The sequence below is a fragment of the Brucella sp. genome, from assembly GCF_032066345.1.
In the GTDB taxonomy this organism is placed as follows: domain Bacteria; phylum Pseudomonadota; class Alphaproteobacteria; order Rhizobiales; family Rhizobiaceae; genus Brucella; species Brucella pseudogrignonensis.
The window spans coordinates 21548-42183 of the sequence record NZ_DAMBKZ010000004.1; the positions used below are offsets into that span (position 1 = coordinate 21548).

Consider the following 20636-nt stretch of genomic DNA (forward strand, 5'->3'; position numbering starts at 1 on the left):
TTCACCGTCATGCCATTAAGATGATAAAAAGACTCATATTAATTGGGAGGCTATATTAATCCTGATTTAATGAGTCAACTTTAATTATATGTTGGCGGCCATGGCTATGCGTACGGTTGTGAAATGTGAAGCATTGCAGCGCTTTAATCGATTAAAGAATTTAACACCTTCACGACCAATTAAAGTTAAGACGTGAGCCTTAGGCGTGTAATTTTTTACAGAGTTATTAAAAAATTTCTTATTACATGACGATTGATGAAGAGGCTGCCGTTACAGCTTGATGGCTATTTAGTAATGCTGGTTTTACATGCAATAATTTCAGTAATTTCTGAAAATTGAGACTAGATATTAAGGGGTTGCTTTTTGATTATGTGCCGTTATTGTCGGCTCCACTTGGAGGAGGATAGAGCCGCCCCAGCGCGTATATCGCTGCGGGGCGGTTTCTTTTTTTAGCTATTCGTAAATGCATAACAGCATTGCAGCATCGCCTCTTGTAAGTGGCAAGCCCCGCACCTATTTTGGGCTTGTTCAGTTTCACTCCTCCTCCCAGAAACTGAACCCGAAGCGCGGCACTCCTCCTCCCAGTCGCGCTTTTCAGATCAGCCCGCTGCACACTCCTCCTCCCAGTGCAGCGGGCGTTCTTGCTTTTAAGCCCAGCACTGTGTGAGTTTTTAATCAGAGCCTGTTTGAGGAGGGATTTCTGTGTTCTGCTCTTGAGCCAGAAGCGACCAGGCAGCAATGAACATTGCTGCAATCATCGGTCCGACGACAAATCCATTGATCCCTACCAGGGAAATGCCGCCGATCGTCGAGATAAGCACGACAAAATCGGGCATACGCGTGCCTTTGCCAACCAATGGCGGACGCAAGAGATTATCGATCAGGCCAATTATCAAAACACCAACCAGTATCAAGATGATTGTCTGGACCCACATACCGTTGACGGCAAACCATATGGCTGCAGGTCCCCACACAAGGGAAGCCCCGACAACTGGGAGCAGCGAGAAGATCGTCATCATCACACCCCACAGTAATGCGGCCTCGATACCAAGAAGCCAAAACGTGACACCGCCAATCGTTCCCTGAACGAGTGCGATAATAATGTTACCTTTGACGGTGGCACGAATGACGGCTGCAAACTTTTCGACAAACTGGTTCTTGTAATCTTCGCTGAGAGGGATTGCCTGACGGATTTTCTCCCCCAGTTCCGCTCCATCGCGGAACAGGAAAAACAGCAGGTAGATCATAATGCCAAAGCTGATGAAAAACTGCAGCGTGTTTTGACCGAAACTTACGAGGCGGCTCGCAAAAATCTGACTGCCTTGCAGAATGCCGCCGGTAATACGCGTGCGCCATTCTGCGAAAGTGCCAAGCTCAAAGCGAACCATCCATTCTTCCAGTGTATCGGGAAGCGCCGCCAATATGCGTGTAATATAGCTGTTTAGGTCAAATTCACGCGTACTCAGCCGCTGATAGACGGAATTTCCTTCCTGAACGAGCGATCCAAAAATCAGCAATGTCGGGATGATGACAAGGCAAATGCACATAAGTACCGACAGAAAAGCTGCGATGTTCCTGCGACCACGCAACAGTCGAACAAGGCGTTGCTGCACCGGAAAAAAGATAAGTGCGAGGATTACGCCCCAAAGAACAGCGGAATAATATGGAATGAGCAGCCATGCGAAGGCTATAGTGACCAGAGCTAGAAGAATGTAAAAACTTGCGCGCTGGACGGACATGGCATCTCTTTTGACTGAAGACGGGTGGCAAACGTGACCGCTATTCGTTTTTCATTCAATAGCTAATACGACGTTCGGTGAGCAAAACTGATTGAACTTTGGTTAAGTCGACGACTCATTGATGCCTTTTAGATATCAAGTGCGTCGGCATTTTTATAGCATCACACGCCTGTTAGGTTTTACTGTTCTGCACGCAGAAGTCAGCGTAAGTCTTTAAAAACAAACTATTTGATCTATTACTAATATCCATTGTAGCCACCCTGCCCCTGTATTGTTTATGATGAGAATTAATATTGTTGACAATTTTTCAGATGTGGCGTTCAATTCCTCATGCTCTTCTCCATCAAACGAGAGAGGAGTGCTTTAAACAAGGGGAATAAAGATGTTTAACAGACGCGCAGTTATCAAAACTGCGGCGCTGGGCGCTGTTTCAATTTTTGCGCTCATGTCCGCCAATGCCTCCCAAGCAGCAGACAAAGAACTCAAAATAGGTTTTGTCGGTGTAACCAGTGGCCCTGCTGCATCTTGGGGCACTTCCAACGTCCGCTCAATGCAGGTACGGGCCGACTGGCTCAACGAGCTTGGTGGCGTGAAGATCGGCGACGACACCTACAAGATCAAGATCGTAACATTTGACGATCAGAAAGACCCCAAGCGCGCAATTGCGGGCATGGAAAAGATGGCCCAGGAAGGCGTCCACTATGTGGTCGGCCCGAATGTGGATGATGGTGCGGCGGCTGTTCGTCCTGTGGCTGAATCCAAAGGGATCATCTACTTTCCTTATTCCTTCCCGAAAGAACTTTACACACCACCGGCATCCAATGCCGTTCTTGGCATGATCGCCAATTATCAGTCCGGGCCGGCAATTTATAAGTATCTCAAAGAAAACAAAGGCGTGAAGCGGGTTGCGTTCGTGGCGGCCAATGAGTCCGATCCACTGAGCCAGCGCGATAGCGGTATTGAAGCTGCAAAAGCACTTGGCCTTGAAGTGATTTCAACAAGCGATGCTTATCAGAACGATACTCGCGATTTCACGCCGGTCCTGACGCCGATTGTCATGCAGAAGCCCGATCTGCTCGTTCTTTCTGGTGTCGCACCGGGTAACGCTCCGCTTTTGATCCGTGCTGCACGCGAACTGGGATATGAAGGTTTTATTTCCACTGAAACTGCACAGGATGCCAAGGTTCTTGAAGAAGGTGCAGGCGAGCTGGCAAATGGCTTTATTTCCGTCGGCGGTGCATCCACACCGGAAATCGCTTCCGATACGATGAAAGAATTCGTTGATCGTTATACAAAGGCCTATGGCGAGTATAACGATGAGTCCAATACCAAGGTTTATGCGCTCGATTACATCGTCGAAACGATGAAGGTTAATCCGGCAGCGATCGATAATGTCGAAGAATTCAAGAAGACCATGGATACGTTCTCAGCACCAAATCCTTTTGTGAAGGGTGACGATGCAAAGCTGACCTATGTCGGAATGACTTCATTTGGACAGAAGCGCCAGATTGGTATTCCTATGGTGGTCACTGAGTATAAGGACGGCAAGTTCGAAACGCTGTTTGTGGCTCAGGTCGACTAATCGATCGCAATGACTGAATAGCCTGACGTGGCGGATTTGAACGCGCGTCAGGCCTCCCAACCTTAAAGAACTGTCGAGGAGACTTTGGCATCGCCCTGTCTCCACAGGGGGAGTCTGCCTTCATGGAACAAATAATAGCCAATGGGCTGTATCTCGGTGCGCAATATGCACTGATCGCGTTGGGTTTGACGCTGATCTTCGCACTGATGAACGTCCTTAACTTCGCGCACGGCCAAATGTATGTGCTCGGCGGTTTTGTCACTTACACGGTTTATGGCCAGCTAGGATTGCCGTTTGTTGTGGCTTTGCTTGCTTCTGCGGTCACACTGATGATCGTTGGGGCATTAATCGAAAAGCTTTTATTCAGGCCTGTTATCAAGCGAAGTCTGCGCGATGAAAGTACGATGCTGCTTGCGGCGGCGGTGGCATTCTTTCTCGATGCAATCATTTTGCTTCTATTCGGTGAAAAACAGCGTGGCGTGCCGAAGATCGTAAATGGTGTTTACGTATCCGACTGGCTGATCATGCCTTATGACCGTATGTTGATCGGCGCACTTGCCGTGATCTTCATCGCTTCCTTTGTTCTTTTCATGCAATTCACGAAACCCGGTCGTGCCATGCGCGCGCTCGCCCAGGATCGCGTTGCGGCGCAATTGATGGGCGTGAATGTCGACCGCTATTCCATGATCGGCTTCGCATTGGGGGCAATGCTGGCAGGCTTGGTCGGTGGCTTGTTGGTTGCCATTACCGGTGTCAACTCTGGCATTGGTGGAGCAATTTCCATCAAAGCGTTCATGATGGTGATGATTGGTGGTGCAGGCGTGGTCAGCGGAGCAATTGCCGGTGGTTTTATCCTCGGTATGCTTGAATCCGTCGGTCTTACAATCCTGCGTCCATATGGCGACATCACCTATCTCGTCATCTTTGCCGGGTTGATGGTCTTCCTCAGCCTTCGCCCGAATGGGCTTATGGGCAAACCTTGGGGCTGATGGGAGGCGAACATGACAAAGATAACAAAGATCCTTGGCGTCGTTGCCTTCCTCGCACTGGTGCTGATCGGTATTCCACTACTGATCGAAGTAACGGGTCGCAACGACCTCTATTACACGCTGACTTCAGTCGCCCTGCTATCTATCGTCAGCGGCGGTGTCTGGCTCACATTCTACATTGGCCGGATTAATATCGGCCAGGGCGCCTATGCATTGATGGGTGGCTATGTATCGGCCATTCTTATGGTGCAATACGGCTTCTCATTCTGGTTGACCCTGCCTTTGGCTGGTCTGTTCTGCGCCTTCGCAAGTATCCTTATCGGTATTCCAATTTTGCGCCTTCGCGGCGTCTATTTTGCGATGGTTACGCTTGTATTGACCGAAGTTGCCCGACTGCTGGCGATGGCTCTTCCCATTACCAATGGCGCAAAGGGTATGGTCAGCATTCCGATGCCAGGCGGTATATCGATCTTTGGGTTCACCATTTTGCCTGACTTCGCGAGCCTGCAAAATCCGCGCGCGGCTTTCTACTTTGTCTCAGTTGTGTTGATGGTTCTGTGTTTTGCCGGCCTCTATCGGCTGATCCATTCGCGGATTGGTGGCCTTTGCCAATCACTGCAACAAAATGAAGAACTCGCCTCCTCTATCGGCGTCAACATCACCTATCTCAGAGTATTGGCTTATGCCATTTCATCCTTCCTTGGTGGGATCGGCGGTGCGATGTTCGTCGCAATCTCGCAGTCGATTTACCCTTCGAGCTTCACAGTTACCGACTCCGTAAACTTCATGCTCAACTGCTTCCTTGGTGGCCTCGGCTATGTTTTCGGACCAATCATTGGCACTTTCGTTCTCTATTTCGGTTGGGACTTCCTGTTCCAAACCGGCAAATTCCAGCTCCTCATCTTCTCGAGCTTGTTGATCATTCTGATGCTGTTCCTGCCTAACGGACTGCTCAGCCTTCGACTGTCCGGCAAGAAAGGAACGAAATCATGAGTGCGCTTCTCGAAGTCAAAAGCCTGACCAAACGTTTCGGCGGGCTGGTCGCGGTCAATGATGTTTCATTTTCAGTCAAGGAAAAGGAAATTCTCTCGGTAATCGGGCCGAATGGTGCGGGCAAATCGACACTTTTCAAGTTGATTGCATCCTTCATTACGCCCACGACCGGTGAAGTTTTGTTTGGCGGTCAACGTATATCTGGCCTCGCTCCGCATATAGTCGCCCGAAAAGGTGTGGTGCGGACGTTTCAGGAAACTACGATCTTCAAGGGCATGACGGTGCGTGAGAACGTTATTGTCGCTCATCACCTGCGCGCGAAGGCTAGCTTTCTGGGTTGCTATATCGGAACTGGCCTGGCGCGTCAGGATCAGGAAGAGTTTGGCCGTTCGGCTGATGAAATCCTCGACTTTCTGGGGCTTGGACATCAACGCAATGAAGTCGCGCAAAACCTTCCACATGGTCACTTGCGAGCGCTCGGCATCGCCATCGGGCTTGCAACTGAACCCAAAATTCTTCTGCTTGATGAGCCTTTTGCGGGCATGAACCATGACGAAACAGTCAAGGCGGTGGAAATGGTCCGCGCCGTTCGGGATCGTGGTGTCACTGTTCTTCTCGTTGAACACGACATGCCGGCCGTCATGAATATTTCTGATCGAATTGTCGTGATTAACTTCGGTCAGAAGATCGCGGAAGGCACGCCTAAGGAAATTCAGGAGAACGAGAAAGTCATCGAAGCCTATCTCGGCGCAGAAGATGAAACGATTGGATACTGATCATGACAGAGCTTCTGAAAGTCACTGATGCCGAACTCTATTATGATCATGTCTATGCCCTTAAAGGCGTGTCCCTAACAGTCAACGAGGGAGAGACAGTCGCGTTGATTGGTGCAAACGGGGCGGGAAAATCCTCGATTTTGAGGGCGATTACCGGGTTGAACAAGCTTCGTAAGGGCGAAATCCATTTCGAAGGCCGTCGACTTGACGGCACACGCTCGGACGCCATTGTCGAAATGGGCATTGCTATGGTGCCGGAAGGACGACGCGTATTTCCGTATATGAGCGTACGCGATAATCTTCTGATGGGTGCTTTTACTCGCTCAAGCAAAGCAGAGATTGCCAATACGCTCGAAATGGTTATGGGGCGTTTCCCACGTCTGAAAGAGCGTTACTCGCAAGCAGCGGGTACCATGAGCGGTGGTGAGCAGCAGATGCTTGTCATTGGGCGTGCGCTGATGGCTAAGCCGAAACTGTTGCTTCTTGATGAGCCGTCGCTGGGTGTCGCACCCAAGCTTGTGCAGGACATTGCCCGCTCCATCGTTGCAATTAATCGCGACGAAAAGGTGAGCGTCCTGCTTGTTGAACAAAATTCGCGTATGGCACTTCGTATCTCTCAACGAGCCTATGCTCTTACGACTGGCAAGATTGTACTCTCTGGAAATTCAGAAGAGCTCATTTCGGACGATCGCGTCAAAAAACTCTATCTGGGCGGCGAAATCTAGTCGTTGACCAGATCAGCAGCTGTGTCGTGGGGGCAAGGCACAGCTGCTAGAATTCAGCTTCAAGCCGGTTCAATGCTTGGGGTAATTGCGAAACCCGATAGCTGGGTTTCCTTTTTAATAATAATAACTTGAAGCGCGACAAGGCCATTCAAAACGCAGCGCGCTTCAAGCCATCAACAACGATAAAAAACGATGGTTTGAGGAAATGGACATACTTGTCGTCAACCCGAATACGACTTCTTCTATGACGAAGAAAATTGGTGAAGCCGCACGAAGCATTGCGCTAGCCAATACAAATATTATTGCCGTTAATCCCAAGGACGGTCCGCCGAGCATTGAAGGTTATTTCGATGAAGTTTTTGCAATTCCAGGCATGATTGGTGAAATGCAGAAACATGCTAATGCGGACGCCTGCATCATAGCCTGTTTCGATGATACCGGTCTTGATGCGGCGCGTTGCGCGGGAACAATGCCTGTCATCGGTATTGGAGAGGCTGCCTTTCATATGGCGAGCCTAATCTCGGGGAAATTCAGTGTGGTGACGACCCTCTCCCGCTCTGTTCCAGCAATCGAGCATAATCTCGTGCGTTACGGCTTGGCGACGCGTTGCGCGCGCGTTCGTGCAAGTGATGTCGCGGTGTTGGAGCTAGAAGTGCCGGGCTCAGACGCGCGAAAGCGAATTTCGGAAGAGATTGCGCGTGCAATCCGTGATGATCATGCAGAGGCAATTGTTCTTGGCTGTGCGGGAATGGCTGATCTCGCTGCATCTTTGTCGGAAGAGCATGGTTTGCCAGTGATCGACGGTGTGACTGCTGCAGTAAAGCTCTGTGAAGGCCTGGTGAGTTTAGGCTTGAAAACGTCGAAACGTGGTGGATATTTGCCGCCAAGAACCAAGGCATTTCAAGGAATTTTTGAACCTTATTCACCCGGAAGATGAATGGAACGGGCTTCAAAAGTGGATATGCAACTTTTAAACTCTATTTTGTAGATCAAATCGCGGCGTTTGTTGACACTCGATAAGCCGGGTTCGATATGTAAGTGAGTGAACTCTAAAAGTAATGTGGTCGCGGTCGTTGATCAATCCGCGCAGTTTCTATCCGGATGCAAATGAACTTTCTTGACACTCAACCAACAGACCATAGCGAGACCGGAACCAGTAACGGAGCCACACGCTGGCATCCGGTTTATCAGGGCCTGCGGGATGCTGTTGTCGGCCATCAATTGCTGCCGGGAACCAAACTACCAGAAGATGAGCTGGCAACGATCTATTCTGTGAGCCGTGCGGTTGTGCGTTCAGCCTTACAGGCTCTCGCCCATGATCGTCTCGTGCGGCTTGAACCCAATCGTGGCGCCTTTGTCGCTGAGCCTTCACGCGAAGAAGCGCGTGAGGTCTTTGAAGCGCGGACGCTGATCGAGCCGGAAGTTGCTGCTATTGCCGCAAAGGTCGCAACCGCCGACGATATCGCCAAGCTCCGCAAGCATTTGCATGACGAGCACGAAGCACTTCATGCCGGGCGGGACAGCGACGCCATCAGATTATCGGCTCGCTTCCATCTCGATCTTGCTGAGATTGCTGGACATTCTATCCTGGCGGGTTTTGTGGCTGAGCTTTTACCACGTTCTTCGCTGATTATTGCTCTGTACTGGCAACGTCGGGAAACGACTTGTGAAAGCCATGCGCATAACGCGCTCGTTGATGCGATAGAACAACATAGATCCGATGAGGCGTCTGCCTTGATGAAAACGCACATTCTGGACCTTCTCACGGGTCTCAATCTTGACCGGACCGAGAAAGAACAGAAGCGTCTTTCTGACATTCTTCGCTAATTAAAAAAAGGCTGATCTTTGATCAGCCTTTTTATCAGATCTAACGCGGAAAGCGCTGATTTTCTTCAAGAACATTCAAATCCATATGATTGCGCATATAGCGTTCTGATGCCTTCTGTAGAGGTTGGTAGTCCCAAGGGTAATAAGCGCCGTTGCGAAGAGCAGGATAAACCACATGGCGCCGCGCCTGACTGGCTCGCACCTGGCTATCGTACAATTCAAGGTCCCAACGCTTCTCGGTGGCATCGACAAGGCGTTCAAGCACGTCTTTATGTTTTGCGGAAGTAGCCAGATTTTCCAACTCATCAGGATCACTTGCAAGATTGAACAGCTGAGGTGGATCGACCTTGCAGAAATTTAGCTTCCAGTCCCCTTCCCGAAGAGAAACCATCGGCGCGACCGTACCCTCGGCTGCATATTCCATAGGAACTGCACCTCTTGAACTAGCACCGGATACGACATCGATAAGCGAAACGCCGTCGGTCCATGGCATGATGCCATGTAGGTCAATGCCTGCGAGGTCGGACAAAGTTGGCAAAACATCAAGGGTCGATACTGCCTGTTCGACTAAACCCGGTTTTAGCTGGGGTGCTGCGATCATCAACGGCACGCGCGCCGAGCCTTCAAAGAAGTTCATTTTGAACCAAAGGCCGCGCTCACCGAGCATATCACCATGATCGGATGTGAAGACGATCAATGTATTGTCGCTCATCCCACATCGCTCAATTACATCGAGCAGATTGCCAATCTTCTCATCTACATAGGAGATATTAGCAAAATAGGCCTGGCGGGCAGCCCTTACCTGCTCGCGCGTCAGATCATAGTCTTCAGCCTTGCAAGCGCGCAGCAGGCGCTCACTGTGGGGATCGATTTCGTCTTCAGATAAAGGTCTGATCTTCGGATCAAGCTCTGGAATATCTGCGTAGAGATCATAGAACCGCTTGCGTGCCACATAAGGATCGTGCGGGTGGGTGAAACTTACAGTCAGGCACCATGGGCGGTCATCGTGACCGCGAGCAAGGTCATAAAGCTTCGCTTCGGCTTGATAAGCAACCTCGTCATCATATTCGAGCTGATTGGTGATCTCGGCGGAGCCGGCTCCCGTGATCGAACCGAGATTATGATACCACCAGTCAATACGCTCACCCGGCTTACGGTAATCTGGCGTCCAGCCGAAATCGGCAGGATAAATATCTGTCGTCAGGCGTTGTTCAAAACCATGCAGCTGGTCCGGTCCGACAAAATGCATCTTGCCGGATAATGCTGTCTGGTAGCCTGCATTGCGCAAGTGATGCGCATAGGTGGGTATTTCTGACGAAAACTCAGCGGCATTGTCATAGACGCCTGTTCGGGAAGGCAACTGTCCTGACATAAAGGATGCGCGTGCCGGTGCGCAGAGTGGGCTTGCGGTATAGCAATTTGCAAAGCGTGCCGAGCGCTCAGCTAGTTTGCGCAAGTTTGGCGTGTGCAGGAAATCAGCAGGCCCGTCGGGGAAGAACGTTCCGTTCAACTGATCGACCATCAGAACGAGGATATTCGGCTTTTTCATTTGGCTAAGACCATAAATTGAAAGAAATCAAAATGCAGAATGGCGGGCGTCGAGAACGCCCGCCTAAAAGCATGTTCTGTGCAGGTTATAGACCGAGTTTGGCTTTCACAGCTGCGGCACCGGGCTCACCTTTGAAGGTCGTCACACCTTCCAACCACTTGTCGATATGTTCTGGGTTGGCTTTCAACCAAGTAGTAGCTGCAGCTGGACCTTCCGCTCCTTCGTTCAGGATTTTGTCCATTAATTCATTCTCGATATCGACTGTGAAGACGAGCTTTTTGAAGAAGTTCGCAGCATTCGGACATTGCTGAGCCCAACCGGTACGCGAAAGCGTATAAACTTCTGCGCCACCATAGTTGGGGCCGAAATAATCGTCACCGCCCGACAGATATTCAATATTGAGTTTGGTGTTCATTGGATGTGGTGCCCAAGCAAGGAAGACCATCCACTGCTTGTCTTTATTTCGACGATCGACCTGCGCAAGCATGGCCTGCTCACTCGATTCCACAATATTCCAGCCATCCAGCTTGAATTTCTTATCTTCGATGATTTTTTGGATATTCTGGTTTGCCGGAGCGCCTGGCTCAATACCGTAAATCTCCTTGCCAAATTTGTCAGCATGGGCTGACAGGTCGGCAAAGTCTTTTACGCCCTCTTTCGCTACATAATCCGGCACAGCAAGAGTGAATTTGGCGCCTTCAAGGTTTTTGACCAGAACTTCAGCAGCCTTTGCTTTATCGAGATCGTCACGAAACTTCTGCTGTGCTGGCATCCAGTTGCCGAGGAATACATCGATGTTGCTGGTCTTGAGGGCTTCATATCCAATTGGTACTGACATGGTTTTCACATCGGCCTTATAGCCCAGCCCATCCAGCAGCACGCTTGCGATGGCGTTTGTGGATGTAATGTCGGTCCAGCCTGGATCGGAAAGGCGGATAGTTTCACATGCAGCAGGATCTGCTGCAGCAGCCGCGCCCGTAAGCCCCGTGAACGCTGCCAATGCTAATGCCGTCAATTTGAGATAGCCCATTCTTTTCCCCTGTTTGGCTTTAACGAAACCTGTTCGGTAAAATCAAATTTCGTTATGTCTTGCATTCTGGCTTTAAGGAAAACATCTTTAAGGATAAGGGAAAAGACATTCATTTTTTATTGCAGATATAAAGGTTGTTTATGGTTTCTCCATCTTGGGATCTTGGCAGTCTTGGTGTTTTTGAAGCGGTGGGGCGGTTGGAAAATCTGACCCTTGCAGCGCGTGAACTGGGGATGACGCAACCTGCCGTTAGCTATCAAATAAAACGCATGGAGGAACGTCTGGGCGTCTTACTCTTCGCCAGACGGGCGCGCGGCGTCGAAATCTTGCCCGAAGGACGGATACTTTATGAGGCTGTGTGGCAAGGGTTGAATGGAATCGACGAGGCTATCCAGCAGATCAAGCGTAAACAGCGCATGCCAGGGCTTAGGATTGCTACGGATTATGGCTTTGCTGCCTTCTGGTTGATGCCGCGTGTCGCAAATTTTAGGCCAAAGTATCCAGACGTTGATGTTCGCATTACAGCATCTTCGATGCTACAGCCTCTCGATCACAGGGAGGCTGACATCGCCGTTCTGTTCGGATCGCGCGAGGATTTTCCCAAAGATGCTATCCCTTTTGTCGGGGAATCCGTTGTGCCGGTCTGTTCTCCCGGCTTTCTGGAACGAAATGGCCCATTTCCGAATGGAAAAGGTTTAAGTTCGACAGCACTTTTGCACCTCGATACTCTACAAGGTGATCGCTGGTACACTTGGCAGACCTGGCTTGACTCTATTAGTGAGGAAATTGAGGACGGAAATTACGGTTTGGTGTTTAACACCTATAATTTGGTGCTCGAAGCAGCAATTGCCGAACAGGGCGTGGCTCTTGGCTGGGCCGGTCTGATTGATGGTGCGATCAAACGAGGGCAACTCGTTCCGGCTTGCGACGTCACCCTCAAGAGCAAGAAGGGCTATTGGCTAGTCTTTAATCCTGATATTTCCGCGGCCAGCAAGGCATTATGCATGGAATTGCTCGAATCCGAGCCGAGCCTATAAGAATTTGAAGGCGAGACCTGAGATCAAAGCTTTGACGTAGCGTTGCTTTTGAAAATCGCCATTCAGCGAAATACGCTTTATGGCCGTTGGTCTCAACGCGTCAGAACGTTGGAGGACCGCTGGCTGTGTTGTGACCGCTACCTGAAAGCCAGCTTTTGCGACCATCTCGATTTCACGCTCTCCAACAGCGGAACACCAGCCGTATGGATAGGAAAATGATTTTGGCCGATAGCCCACGACACGCTCTATTGCGGCTTGAGATGCCTCTATTTCATGTGTGAGGCGTTCTTCGCTTACGCGCCGAAGATTGACATGCGCGATCGTGTGTCCGCCGATATGAGTGAGCGGATCAGTAGCCAGTGCTTTGAGTTCGGTCTGATCCATGACCATTTCATTAACGATGGCTCGCGGATCAACATCGCATTGGCTAACGGCTAGATCATCGATCAGTCGGACAGCTTCGTCTTCATCGAAAGCGCGAACGAAAGCGGCTAATCGGTCAAAAGCCACATATTTTTGCGCGACCGTTTTGGTGCATAGGGTCTCAAACCCTCTACCAAAGTCGAAGCTAATCTCCGTTGTCTTTCTCAAGAGTGCTTCCGTCGTTTCCCACCAGATTGTGTGGGTACGATCAACAAAGCCCATTGTAGGAAAAACTGTGTAGGGAATTCCGAATTTGCGAAAGATCGGAGCCGCAATCTCAGCGTTGTTGCGATAACCATCATCAAATGTGAAAGCTACGAATTTTCGATTATCCGACTTATTTGCAAGTAACGCGGGAAGATCGTGCAGATGAACAGGCACAAGACCCGCATCAAACGCAGTTTCGATTGTGTCTGTCAGAAACTCAGGTGTAACCGATAAAATGGAGTTTGGGCGAAACTCGTCAGTTTTATCCGCGCCGATATGATGCAAAGTAAAGATTACACCACGCCCACCGCTGGATGGGAACAACTTACCCAGACCGGAAAATGCAATTGCATCCAATCCTCTGCGGATTGCTGCATATCGCATATTTCGCATATTTCGCATGAATGATTGCAATCGCACCATGTTTCAAAACATCCCCGGACACTGACATACGCTAAGACTGCACGAATGCAAGGTCTGTGTCGGAGGCCTGCGCTTCTTTGAACTCACGTTGCAACCAGTCCATGAAAACACGTACGCGTGGAGAAAGCTGCCTCTCTCGCCTATAGAGCAAAGATACCGGTGTCGGTTTTGGAGGAAAATCGGCTAGAACCTCAAGCAATTCACCGGCTTCAAGCGATTTCTGTACGTGGTAAATGGGAACCTGAATAAGTCCCAGACCAAGACAAGCAGCTGATACGTAACTTTCAGCGGCATTAACTGACATTGGCGCGGGCAGACTGAGTTCCACTACCCTGCCCGCGACGGTAAATTCAAGCGGGAGCAAACCGCCTGTCGATGTCGAATGAAAACCGACCATGTGATGGCCATTTGTTAGTTCGTCTGGATGTGAAGGCTTACCGTGACGCTCAAGATAGGCCGGGGAAGCCAATGTGACCTCTTTCAACAAAGCGACACGACGAGCGATCATATCACTGTCCTGCAGAACACCTGCCCTCAGAACACAATCGATGCCTTCGCGAACAAGATCGACATAGCGATCACCTTCGCTCATATAAATTTCGATATCGGGGTATGTTTGAAAGAAACGTGGCAATGCAGGCATAAGGAAATGCCGGGCTAATGTTCCATGCACATCGATACGCAATAGACCCTTAGGCTTTGCACCAGCAAACGCACCCTCCGCGTCTTCCAGTTCTTCAAGGATAGAAATGCAGCGGCGGTAATAGGCCTCACCGTCTAGCGTTGGACTGACGTGGCGCGTCGTTCGCTGTAGAAGACATACACCCAGACGTTTCTCCAGCTGCTTGATTGCATCTGTTACGGTTGAGCGCGGCAGGCCTAAATCTTCTGCTGCGAGCGTGAAACTGCGTCGTTCCGCGACACGGGTGAAAACCCGCATGGCATCAAATCGGTCCATGATACTATTCGCCATTTTCGGATAGTGATGCCGAATTATGGATGATTATCCGGCATTTTAGAAGCGCTATGTTTCGTCTCAAAGGTGAAAAGTGCATTCCCAATGCGCTGCACTCGGATGAAATTTTTAAACACGCATCTTAAGGAAATTAGGCTCATGTCAGCAAACAAGGACAAAGTTGCAATCGTTACGGGCGCATCGCGTGGTATCGGGGCTGCTATCGCACGTCGGTTAGCTTCTGATGGCTTTACCGTAATCGTCAATTATGCTGGTAACAAAAATGCTGCTGAAAAATTAGTCGCAGAAATCATCCAGTCAGGCGGTCGGGCCGTCGCTCATCAAGCAGACGTGAGCGATGCTGCGGCCGTTAAGCATATGTTTGAAAGTGCCGAATCCGCCTTTGGTGGAGTAGATGTGTTGGTCAACAATGCCGGTATTATGAAACTTGCTTCCGTAAAGGACGGCGATGACTCAGTCATTGATAGCCAGATTGCGATTAATCTTAAGGGCAGCATTTACACGATGAGAGAGGCTGCCCAGCGCTTGCGTGATGGTGGACGTATCGTCAACTTCTCAACAAGTGTGGTTGGTCTGAAGCTTGAAAACTATGGTGTTTATGCTGCAACCAAGGCTGCAGTCGAAACCCTCACAGGAATACTTGCTAAGGAATTGCGCGGTCGAAATATCACGGTGAACGCCGTTGCACCGGGACCGACGGCAACTGATTTGTTTTTAAATGGCAAATCTGACGAACTGATTGAGCGGATGGCAAAAATGAACCCGTTGGAGCGCCTTGGAACTCCGGAAGACATCGCATCTGTAGTGGCTTTCCTTGTCGGCGAAGATGGTCGCTGGATAAATGGGCAGGTTCTGCGTGCCAATGGTGGTATGATCTAAGACAACAATGAGCGAGGAAGACCCGTTCCTCGCTCATTCTGCATAATCAGGATTTTTGGCCAACGGTATTCCAAAGTGGTTCTACAACTTTGGCCATAATAATCACTATTGCTGAACCGAGAGCAAAGCCGAAGACACCATCGGCAAAAGCCGTGGCTAGCCAGTTAATGGTTCCCGAGAGACCGGCCGACACGAACGCAGCCAGATTGCCGGCTGTTTCGGAAATCCATGCAAATGGCTGATGGACGCCAAGTTCATGAAGACCATGGATAAAAATATTGCCGCCCACCCATAACATTGCGGCTGTTCCAACTATGGTGAGAAGAAGCAGGAGCTTAGGTACGGCGCGGACTGTCCATCGGCCCAATGCGCGTGTCACCGAAAGCCGTCCTTTCCTAGCCATGAGGACGCCGAAATCATCAAGCTTTACGATGACGGCAACGACGCCATAGACCAAAACGGTGATCATAATGCCGACTACAATCAGCGTAAAAAGCTCGATCCAGATTGAATTGGTTTCGATCATGGAAAGCGCTAGTGTCATGATTTCAGCGGATAGGATGAGATCGGTCTTGATTGCACCTGCAACGCGCTTTTCTTCCAGCGCAGTTGGATCTTTTTCTTTTGAACCGCCATCCTCATGATGGTCATTGCTTGGGAAAAGTTTGTGCCAGACTTTCTCTGCACCTTCGAAGCAAAGATAAGCGCCGCCGATCATTAAAAGCGCGGTAATTGCTATCGGCAAAAAATAATCCAGTGCCAAGAGTGCCGGAATAAGCAGGGCTTTATTTCGCAAACTGCCTATCGCGATTTTGCCTATCATTGGCAATTCGCGCGCAGCAGCTATCCCAACAACATAATTCGGTGTGACGGCAGCATCGTCGATCAGAACGCCAATGGTTTTGCTGCCAGCTTTCGCAGCATTTGCGGATATATCATCGACCGAAGCCGCAGCAATTTTTGCGATTGCTGCAACGTCATCCAGAAGGGCAAGAAAGCCGCTCATATAAAATTCTCCGCTTAACGCGTCAGTATCTGGGCGTCGTGCCTGCATATGTGACGGGGAGTGTCACGCGGCCTTACATTGCAGACTCGGGATTATTTGGGCAAGCAGTGCTTTCTTCCTCGTTCGTTGTTTTATAGCGTATTTGCCTACCCAGAATGAAATGCTGAAAATGCAAAAAGGCGGCTTATGCCGCCTTCAAGCTTAGAATGTGTCGATTTTCCCGAAGCCTACCGAGCAGCGAGAATCCCTGCGATAAGGCCGGTTGCTGCTGTGATGAGCAGATATTGGTTATCAACCTTTACCCAATGCTGACCGCGACCTGGTTTGCGCAGGCCATAACGCTTGTAGTCGCGGATTTCCTGATGACGACGCCAATCTCCATAGCGCTCACCGCGCGACCAGCGTTTGTGGCCCTGATCACGGCGATCATAGCGCTGGAATTCCTTGCCGTGTGACGGACGGGTTGGCTCAACACGATTATATCCCGGCTTGCGTGGCTGATGATAATCCTGAGCCTGAGCAAGTGGCGCGCCAACAAACGAAAGAGCAATGGCGGCGAGAACGGCTTTCTTAATCATGGGACACTCCTTTTGTGTTGAAACGAATTTATCGCCGCGGGAGTGAACACGAGATGAATAAAGAACTATGCAAACATTAAATAAAATCAATGTGATCAGAAACTAAAAAGGCGGCAATGAAGAGTATAAGCTTCAATGCCGCCTTTAAACTAAACGTCTCATCCTATTCATACCACGTACAGCATCAGTGGAATGAGAACGAGAAACGCCGCAGCGATACCTGTTTCAATCTTCGAATAGAACAGCATAGCAACCTCCATTATGGTTAATGACAAATTAACAACGCGACTGCCGTGATTTGGTTCAATCGAGTTTGGAAATATCGCCAAATTTCCAAAAAGGATGGTTTGCGATAACACTGCTAACACTGGAAGCATCGAGAAACGTGTGCTCTCTAACGGCTAATTTCCGAATGAGCATAATTACGTGCGCCCGACTTTTCCGTAGTATTCAGATGTTCTATTTTGAATGGCTTATTAATAATCACGACGATAGCGAATATTGAAGATCTGTGATGCGTTTCATTTGTATCTTCGGGTGGATACAAGACCAATTTCCAAGGCATTCAAGCAAAAAGTCGAAAGAAACAGATCATATCGCATTTTAATACTCAATCGGATTGTCCAAGAGCGGTTGGACGTAGTAATCCAACCGTTTTTTGTTAGACTTAAATATTGATACCCAATGCAGTAACAGCCATTTGCATCGCTTTCGAAATGGCCGAGAATTTTAATGACTGCCAATTACGATAATCGTTGACCAGCGTTGCAGATATCCAGCAAGCGCCGCGATTGGCGGGCCGTTCCCATCCTATCAATCCCGCGTCTCGTGCACGCGCAAGAATTCTCGCAGTGTTGCTTTGGGACATGCGATAACGATTAGAAATGCCGTTTGATGTGACGTTCCCTACCCATATGCGATCTTCTGAAAACTCCCACGGTGCGCGAGATGCAACGTCGTGGAGAATGTTGTTTCCTGATTCCGCATGCGTAAAATTGGCAATGCTAGCTACTGGCCTGCACCAATCACTGTTGTGCAGAACTTCCCTCGTCATAATTGGTTGAACGTAGCTGAGAAGAGAAGGATAAGTGTTCATCAGCTCGACCCGGTTTCCATCATCTACCAGATCCAGCGCGGTGAGATGCGTTATCACCCAAAAGCGGATCAATTCTTCTGTTTCAGGTTTGGCTCGGTAAAGCTGCTGTCGCTTATCTGACGTGGGTACAGCCTCAATCAGCTTATATTGGCGGGTCTCCTGAAGAAATGCCAGCGTGGTGTTTTTACTGGCGATAGGCGTCCCTTTCAGAAAATTGAGCAGGTTTGTGGGTGAAATCGGTGGATTTTCAGGATTGGTTGCGTGCTCGAAATGCACTGCGAATGTTGCCTGACTGAGCAGCCACTTTTGCATATCAGATAGGTAGCGCGCTTCGCGCGGCAACCTACCAGTGATGGCCAGAAGCTCCTTTGCTGTTGATGCAAGGCAATCACCAAAGCGTGGGATCTTGCATAATTCGTGTGGTTCGAAAGATTTTGGCAGTGAATGGGCAGTTCAACTGGATAACGCGGCTTCCATGATTGCATTCGCATCCGAATCTTGCAGGTTTTCCATGTTTCAAGGAGTAACACCTAAACAAGACACTCATATCATATACCGGTCTTAGCGCCATATTTAAGCAAGTCTTTTGGTTACTTTCCCTGCACTAAAAATCTTCAACATGCGCAAGAAGTGTGCTTACCTCCGCACCAGAAGCACAGGGCATGACATGGCAGATATTTCACATCCAGCAATTAGCACACGTAAGAAGAAGATTATTGTTTTCGATACTGAAACCACAGGCCTCCTGCCATATGACCGGATTATCACAATTGGTGCCGTGAGAATCGAAGGTGATGAGTTGCTAAATCAGCCGCTATATCTGATTTTTGATCCTCGAAAGGACAGCTCACCGCAAGCTGAAGCGGTTCACGGTTTCGACAATTGGATGACGCGTTATCAGGATTTGTTTGCTGATCTGGCCAGATCTTTGCGTGATTGGTTTTCGTGGGCTGACGAAATCGTTGCCCATAATGCCGAGTTCGATATGCGCTACATTCAGCGCGAGTTTCGTAAGGCTGAAGTGGAAATGCTGACTTAGCCGGTTCATTGCACAATGGACGGCGCCCGGAAGCTCTGGAGAGGCAAATCTGCCAGATTGGATGATTGTCTTTCGAGAGTAGGTTTATCGCGTGTGAGGACCCGCCATGGCGCCCTGGAAGACGCTTACTTGACAGCGGCGCTTTATTTACACCAGCAAGGATCGCGAGCGGCGTTGCCAATCATCGATCCATTGCAGGCGCCAAAAAACCTTAAAGCCTATCCAGATCGCCCCTTAGGACAGCTCCCCCGTCGCACGCCAAAGCGTCGACAGGGCATCTTATCCTCGTTCTAGTTACCGGATATGGAGGAACTGTATTCCTGCAATTGCTTCGTGCGGGCTTCAATCACGCTAGCTCGACAGCTGGGATAGCTAAGAACCTGTCCTTCCCTGCCCCAGTCACCATTTGCGTAAAAATTGCAGGACGATTCTTTGTAGCTATTCCAAAGTCGCTGTTCTGCCAGCAAATCGGTTTTGGTTTGTCCATCGGCTTGGCCATAAACTTTTTTCCAAGCTGTGTTTAGCTTGCCATCGGCGCGTTTCAGCCAGTCGCCGCCACACTGCGACCATGCGCTATTGCTGCCGTCGGATTGATTGATGCATTTGTCGTAGATTTTGTCTGCCAGTGCTGGTCCTGCAGATACAAAAATTATGGCGGCAAGAAGTGTTCTTTTCATAACATCTACCTAGTTGAGCCTGCCCCATTAATGGCGTGATCTGTGATCAAGTCAAGAATAGGAAAAAGCCCTGTCCGCAGATGAGCTGACAGGGCTTTTCGATGATTCAGAACTCACAAGCTTTTAGTTGTGAGATTCTCGCTTCTTTGGCCAGAAGTGACGGTTATCTCTACCGCGATAATGTCGGTCGGAGCGGTGGTGATGTCCGCCTCTCCAGTCACGGGATGGCCTGTCACGATGCCAACGGGGCGGAGGCGGCGCATGTCGGCGAACACGTACACAGCGGCCTCGACGGTCCGTTACGCGCCCTGGTCCGCAGCGATAATCAACATTATGGGTCAAACCCGTTTGGTTGGTTGGCTCCGGCATTGATACCGGTGCAGCATTTGCACCGAATGAAAACATTGCCATAGCAGCGGCCAGCGAAATCACAGAAAGCTTCATGTCTTCCTCCATTCACGAGACTTGACGATATTGGGGACAGTAATCAAAAAAACGAACGGAGCGTCATCACGTTCTGTTTTCAACCTACCGAAATCATTGATGATTTTGATATTGCGCATCGATCTAGCGCTTTCGAAGCACAAGAAAATAGATAAGAATCACGACGATAAAGGGAACGCCAAAAAGCCACATCACACCGGCGGTCAGCATATTTCTCTCCTATAAGGACAGAAACTAAAATGCATGACGGCCAAACTGGTTCCGAACAATTAAAATGATTCACAAAGTCGGAAAAATCTTTTCCACTCCAACCTCAGAAAGAAGTATCTTTTATAATTGGAAAGGATTGTTAGCCTGATCTAGCTGCTCAATTCTGGAAGTTCTATCGTACGAGCAAGAAGTTTAATTTCTTAAATCACTTAGAAGTAAGTGGCTCCCCGGGCCGGATTCGAACCAGCGACCAACCGGTTAACAGCCGGTTGCTCTACCACTGAGCTACCGGGGAAGAGGTGCTCGTTGCGTCAGCGAGGTGGCGTATAGCAGGAGGATTTCTGATTTGCCAAGCCCTAATTTTGTTTTTTTTCAATTTTTTGCATTCTGATCATGAAACCCTATATTCTCTGGTACGTTTCCAACCGAAA

18 protein-coding genes, 1 tRNA gene and 1 pseudogene are annotated in these 20636 nt (G+C 49.5%); 10 read left to right on the forward strand and 10 right to left on the reverse strand.

The features are described 5' to 3' along the window. Positions 1 to 671 precede the first annotated feature (671 nt). On the reverse strand, positions 672 to 1739 hold the full coding sequence (locus RT142_RS06585) for an AI-2E family transporter (protein WP_007879280.1): 1068 nt from the start codon (positions 1737 to 1739) through the stop codon (positions 672 to 674). A 382-nt stretch (positions 1740 to 2121) separates the two neighbouring features. Here RT142_RS06585 and RT142_RS06590 point away from each other — a divergent pair, with 382 nt between their 5' ends. From RT142_RS06590 to RT142_RS06620, 7 genes are all read left to right on the forward strand, one after another. Further along, the gene (locus tag RT142_RS06590) at positions 2122 to 3321 is read left to right on the forward strand and encodes an ABC transporter substrate-binding protein (protein ID WP_079213807.1); all 1200 of its coding nucleotides are present in this window, start codon (positions 2122 to 2124) and stop codon (positions 3319 to 3321) included. Positions 3322 to 3443: 122 nt separating this feature from the next. Next, positions 3444 to 4310 (forward strand): branched-chain amino acid ABC transporter permease, encoded by an 867-nt coding sequence (locus RT142_RS06595; protein WP_079213806.1) that lies wholly within the window; start codon positions 3444 to 3446, stop codon positions 4308 to 4310. A 12-nt stretch (positions 4311 to 4322) separates the two neighbouring features. Next, the gene (locus RT142_RS06600; RefSeq protein WP_112806953.1) at positions 4323 to 5303 is read left to right on the forward strand and encodes a branched-chain amino acid ABC transporter permease; all 981 of its coding nucleotides are present in this window, start codon (positions 4323 to 4325) and stop codon (positions 5301 to 5303) included. After that, complete coding sequence (locus RT142_RS06605; protein ID WP_007879288.1) at positions 5300 to 6079, forward strand: ABC transporter ATP-binding protein; 780 nt, start codon at positions 5300 to 5302, stop codon at positions 6077 to 6079. Before RT142_RS06600 ends, RT142_RS06605 begins: the two co-directional genes overlap by 4 nt. Positions 6080 to 6081: 2 nt before the next feature. Then, positions 6082 to 6804, forward strand: coding sequence for an ABC transporter ATP-binding protein (locus RT142_RS06610; protein ID WP_007879290.1), 723 nt, complete (start codon positions 6082 to 6084; stop codon positions 6802 to 6804). 205 nt (positions 6805 to 7009) lie between these two features. Beyond that, entirely contained in the window at positions 7010 to 7741 is a 732-nt protein-coding gene (locus RT142_RS06615; protein ID WP_007879291.1) for an aspartate/glutamate racemase family protein, read from the forward strand. A 170-nt stretch (positions 7742 to 7911) separates the two neighbouring features. Further along, complete coding sequence (locus RT142_RS06620) at positions 7912 to 8631, forward strand: GntR family transcriptional regulator (protein WP_112806673.1); 720 nt, start codon at positions 7912 to 7914, stop codon at positions 8629 to 8631. A gap of 40 nt (positions 8632 to 8671) precedes the next feature. Here RT142_RS06620 and betC read toward each other — a convergent pair whose 3' ends face one another. Together betC and choX are read right to left on the reverse strand one after the other, a co-directional pair. Then, entirely contained in the window at positions 8672 to 10180 is a 1509-nt protein-coding gene (gene betC, locus RT142_RS06625) for a choline-sulfatase (protein ID WP_207441806.1), read from the reverse strand. Between the two features lie 85 nt (positions 10181 to 10265). Then, on the reverse strand, positions 10266 to 11210 hold the full coding sequence (gene choX, locus RT142_RS06630) for a choline ABC transporter substrate-binding protein (RefSeq protein ID WP_313028047.1): 945 nt from the start codon (positions 11208 to 11210) through the stop codon (positions 10266 to 10268). Positions 11211 to 11350: 140 nt separating this feature from the next. On the opposite strand from choX, the gene RT142_RS06635 reads away from it, so the two are divergent. After that, a complete protein-coding gene (locus RT142_RS06635) occupies positions 11351 to 12247 on the forward strand; it encodes a LysR substrate-binding domain-containing protein (RefSeq protein WP_113158108.1) in 897 nt (298 codons plus the stop codon). Here RT142_RS06635 and RT142_RS06640 read toward each other — a convergent pair. Further along, entirely contained in the window at positions 12242 to 13279 is a 1038-nt protein-coding gene (locus tag RT142_RS06640) for a polysaccharide deacetylase family protein (protein ID WP_313028049.1), read from the reverse strand. The two genes, RT142_RS06635 and RT142_RS06640, sit on opposite strands and share 6 nt — an antisense overlap. Before the next feature lie 52 nt (positions 13280 to 13331). Next, positions 13332 to 14258, reverse strand: coding sequence for a LysR family transcriptional regulator (locus RT142_RS06645; RefSeq protein WP_105519589.1), 927 nt, complete (start codon positions 14256 to 14258; stop codon positions 13332 to 13334). A 156-nt stretch (positions 14259 to 14414) separates the two neighbouring features. Here RT142_RS06645 and RT142_RS06650 point away from each other — a divergent pair, with 156 nt between their 5' ends. Continuing rightward, complete coding sequence (locus tag RT142_RS06650; protein ID WP_313028051.1) at positions 14415 to 15155, forward strand: SDR family oxidoreductase; 741 nt, start codon at positions 14415 to 14417, stop codon at positions 15153 to 15155. A 46-nt stretch (positions 15156 to 15201) separates the two neighbouring features. Here RT142_RS06650 and RT142_RS06655 read toward each other — a convergent pair whose 3' ends face one another. The 3 genes from RT142_RS06655 to RT142_RS06665 form a co-directional block, all read right to left on the reverse strand. Beyond that, entirely contained in the window at positions 15202 to 16161 is a 960-nt protein-coding gene (locus RT142_RS06655; protein ID WP_105519591.1) for a DUF808 domain-containing protein, read from the reverse strand. A gap of 227 nt (positions 16162 to 16388) precedes the next feature. Further along, complete coding sequence (locus RT142_RS06660) at positions 16389 to 16739, reverse strand: RcnB family protein (protein ID WP_064321758.1); 351 nt, start codon at positions 16737 to 16739, stop codon at positions 16389 to 16391. A gap of 667 nt (positions 16740 to 17406) precedes the next feature. After that, entirely contained in the window at positions 17407 to 18177 is a 771-nt protein-coding gene (locus tag RT142_RS06665) for a hypothetical protein (RefSeq protein ID WP_313028053.1), read from the reverse strand. Between the two features lie 325 nt (positions 18178 to 18502). On the opposite strand from RT142_RS06665, the pseudogene RT142_RS06670 reads away from it, so the two are divergent. Beyond that, a pseudogene (locus tag RT142_RS06670) lies at positions 18503 to 19168 on the forward strand (exonuclease domain-containing protein). Here the strand turns inward: RT142_RS06670 and RT142_RS06675 are convergent. Continuing rightward, complete coding sequence (locus RT142_RS06675; RefSeq protein WP_007879308.1) at positions 19165 to 19551, reverse strand: lysozyme inhibitor LprI family protein; 387 nt, start codon at positions 19549 to 19551, stop codon at positions 19165 to 19167. The pseudogene RT142_RS06670 and the gene RT142_RS06675 overlap by 4 nt on opposite strands. An 874-nt stretch (positions 19552 to 20425) precedes the next feature. Next, positions 20426 to 20500: transfer RNA gene (locus tag RT142_RS06680), tRNA-Asn, on the reverse strand. Positions 20501 to 20636 lie beyond the last annotated feature (136 nt).

Bases quoted from the DNA above. Each gene is read 5' to 3' on its own strand.
- RT142_RS06585 (WP_007879280.1), bottom strand. From the start codon at position 1,739: ATGTCCGTCCAGCGCGCAAGTTTTTACATTCTTCTAGCTCTGGTCACT.
- RT142_RS06590 (WP_079213807.1), top strand. From the start codon at position 2,122: ATGTTTAACAGACGCGCAGTTATCAAAACTGCGGCGCTGGGCGCTGTT.
- RT142_RS06595 (WP_079213806.1), top strand. From the start codon at position 3,444: ATGGAACAAATAATAGCCAATGGGCTGTATCTCGGTGCGCAATATGCA.
- RT142_RS06600 (WP_112806953.1), top strand. From the start codon at position 4,323: ATGACAAAGATAACAAAGATCCTTGGCGTCGTTGCCTTCCTCGCACTG.
- RT142_RS06605 (WP_007879288.1), top strand. From the start codon at position 5,300: ATGAGTGCGCTTCTCGAAGTCAAAAGCCTGACCAAACGTTTCGGCGGG.
- RT142_RS06610 (WP_007879290.1), top strand. From the start codon at position 6,082: ATGACAGAGCTTCTGAAAGTCACTGATGCCGAACTCTATTATGATCAT.
- RT142_RS06615 (WP_007879291.1), top strand. From the start codon at position 7,010: ATGGACATACTTGTCGTCAACCCGAATACGACTTCTTCTATGACGAAG.
- RT142_RS06620 (WP_112806673.1), top strand. From the start codon at position 7,912: ATGAACTTTCTTGACACTCAACCAACAGACCATAGCGAGACCGGAACC.
- betC (WP_207441806.1), bottom strand. From the start codon at position 10,180: ATGAAAAAGCCGAATATCCTCGTTCTGATGGTCGATCAGTTGAACGGA.
- choX (WP_313028047.1), bottom strand. From the start codon at position 11,210: ATGGGCTATCTCAAATTGACGGCATTAGCATTGGCAGCGTTCACGGGG.
- RT142_RS06635 (WP_113158108.1), top strand. From the start codon at position 11,351: ATGGTTTCTCCATCTTGGGATCTTGGCAGTCTTGGTGTTTTTGAAGCG.
- RT142_RS06640 (WP_313028049.1), bottom strand. From the start codon at position 13,279: ATGCGAAATATGCGAAATATGCGATATGCAGCAATCCGCAGAGGATTG.
- RT142_RS06645 (WP_105519589.1), bottom strand. From the start codon at position 14,258: ATGGACCGATTTGATGCCATGCGGGTTTTCACCCGTGTCGCGGAACGA.
- RT142_RS06650 (WP_313028051.1), top strand. From the start codon at position 14,415: ATGTCAGCAAACAAGGACAAAGTTGCAATCGTTACGGGCGCATCGCGT.
- RT142_RS06655 (WP_105519591.1), bottom strand. From the start codon at position 16,161: ATGAGCGGCTTTCTTGCCCTTCTGGATGACGTTGCAGCAATCGCAAAA.
- RT142_RS06660 (WP_064321758.1), bottom strand. From the start codon at position 16,739: ATGATTAAGAAAGCCGTTCTCGCCGCCATTGCTCTTTCGTTTGTTGGC.
- RT142_RS06675 (WP_007879308.1), bottom strand. From the start codon at position 19,551: ATGAAAAGAACACTTCTTGCCGCCATAATTTTTGTATCTGCAGGACCA.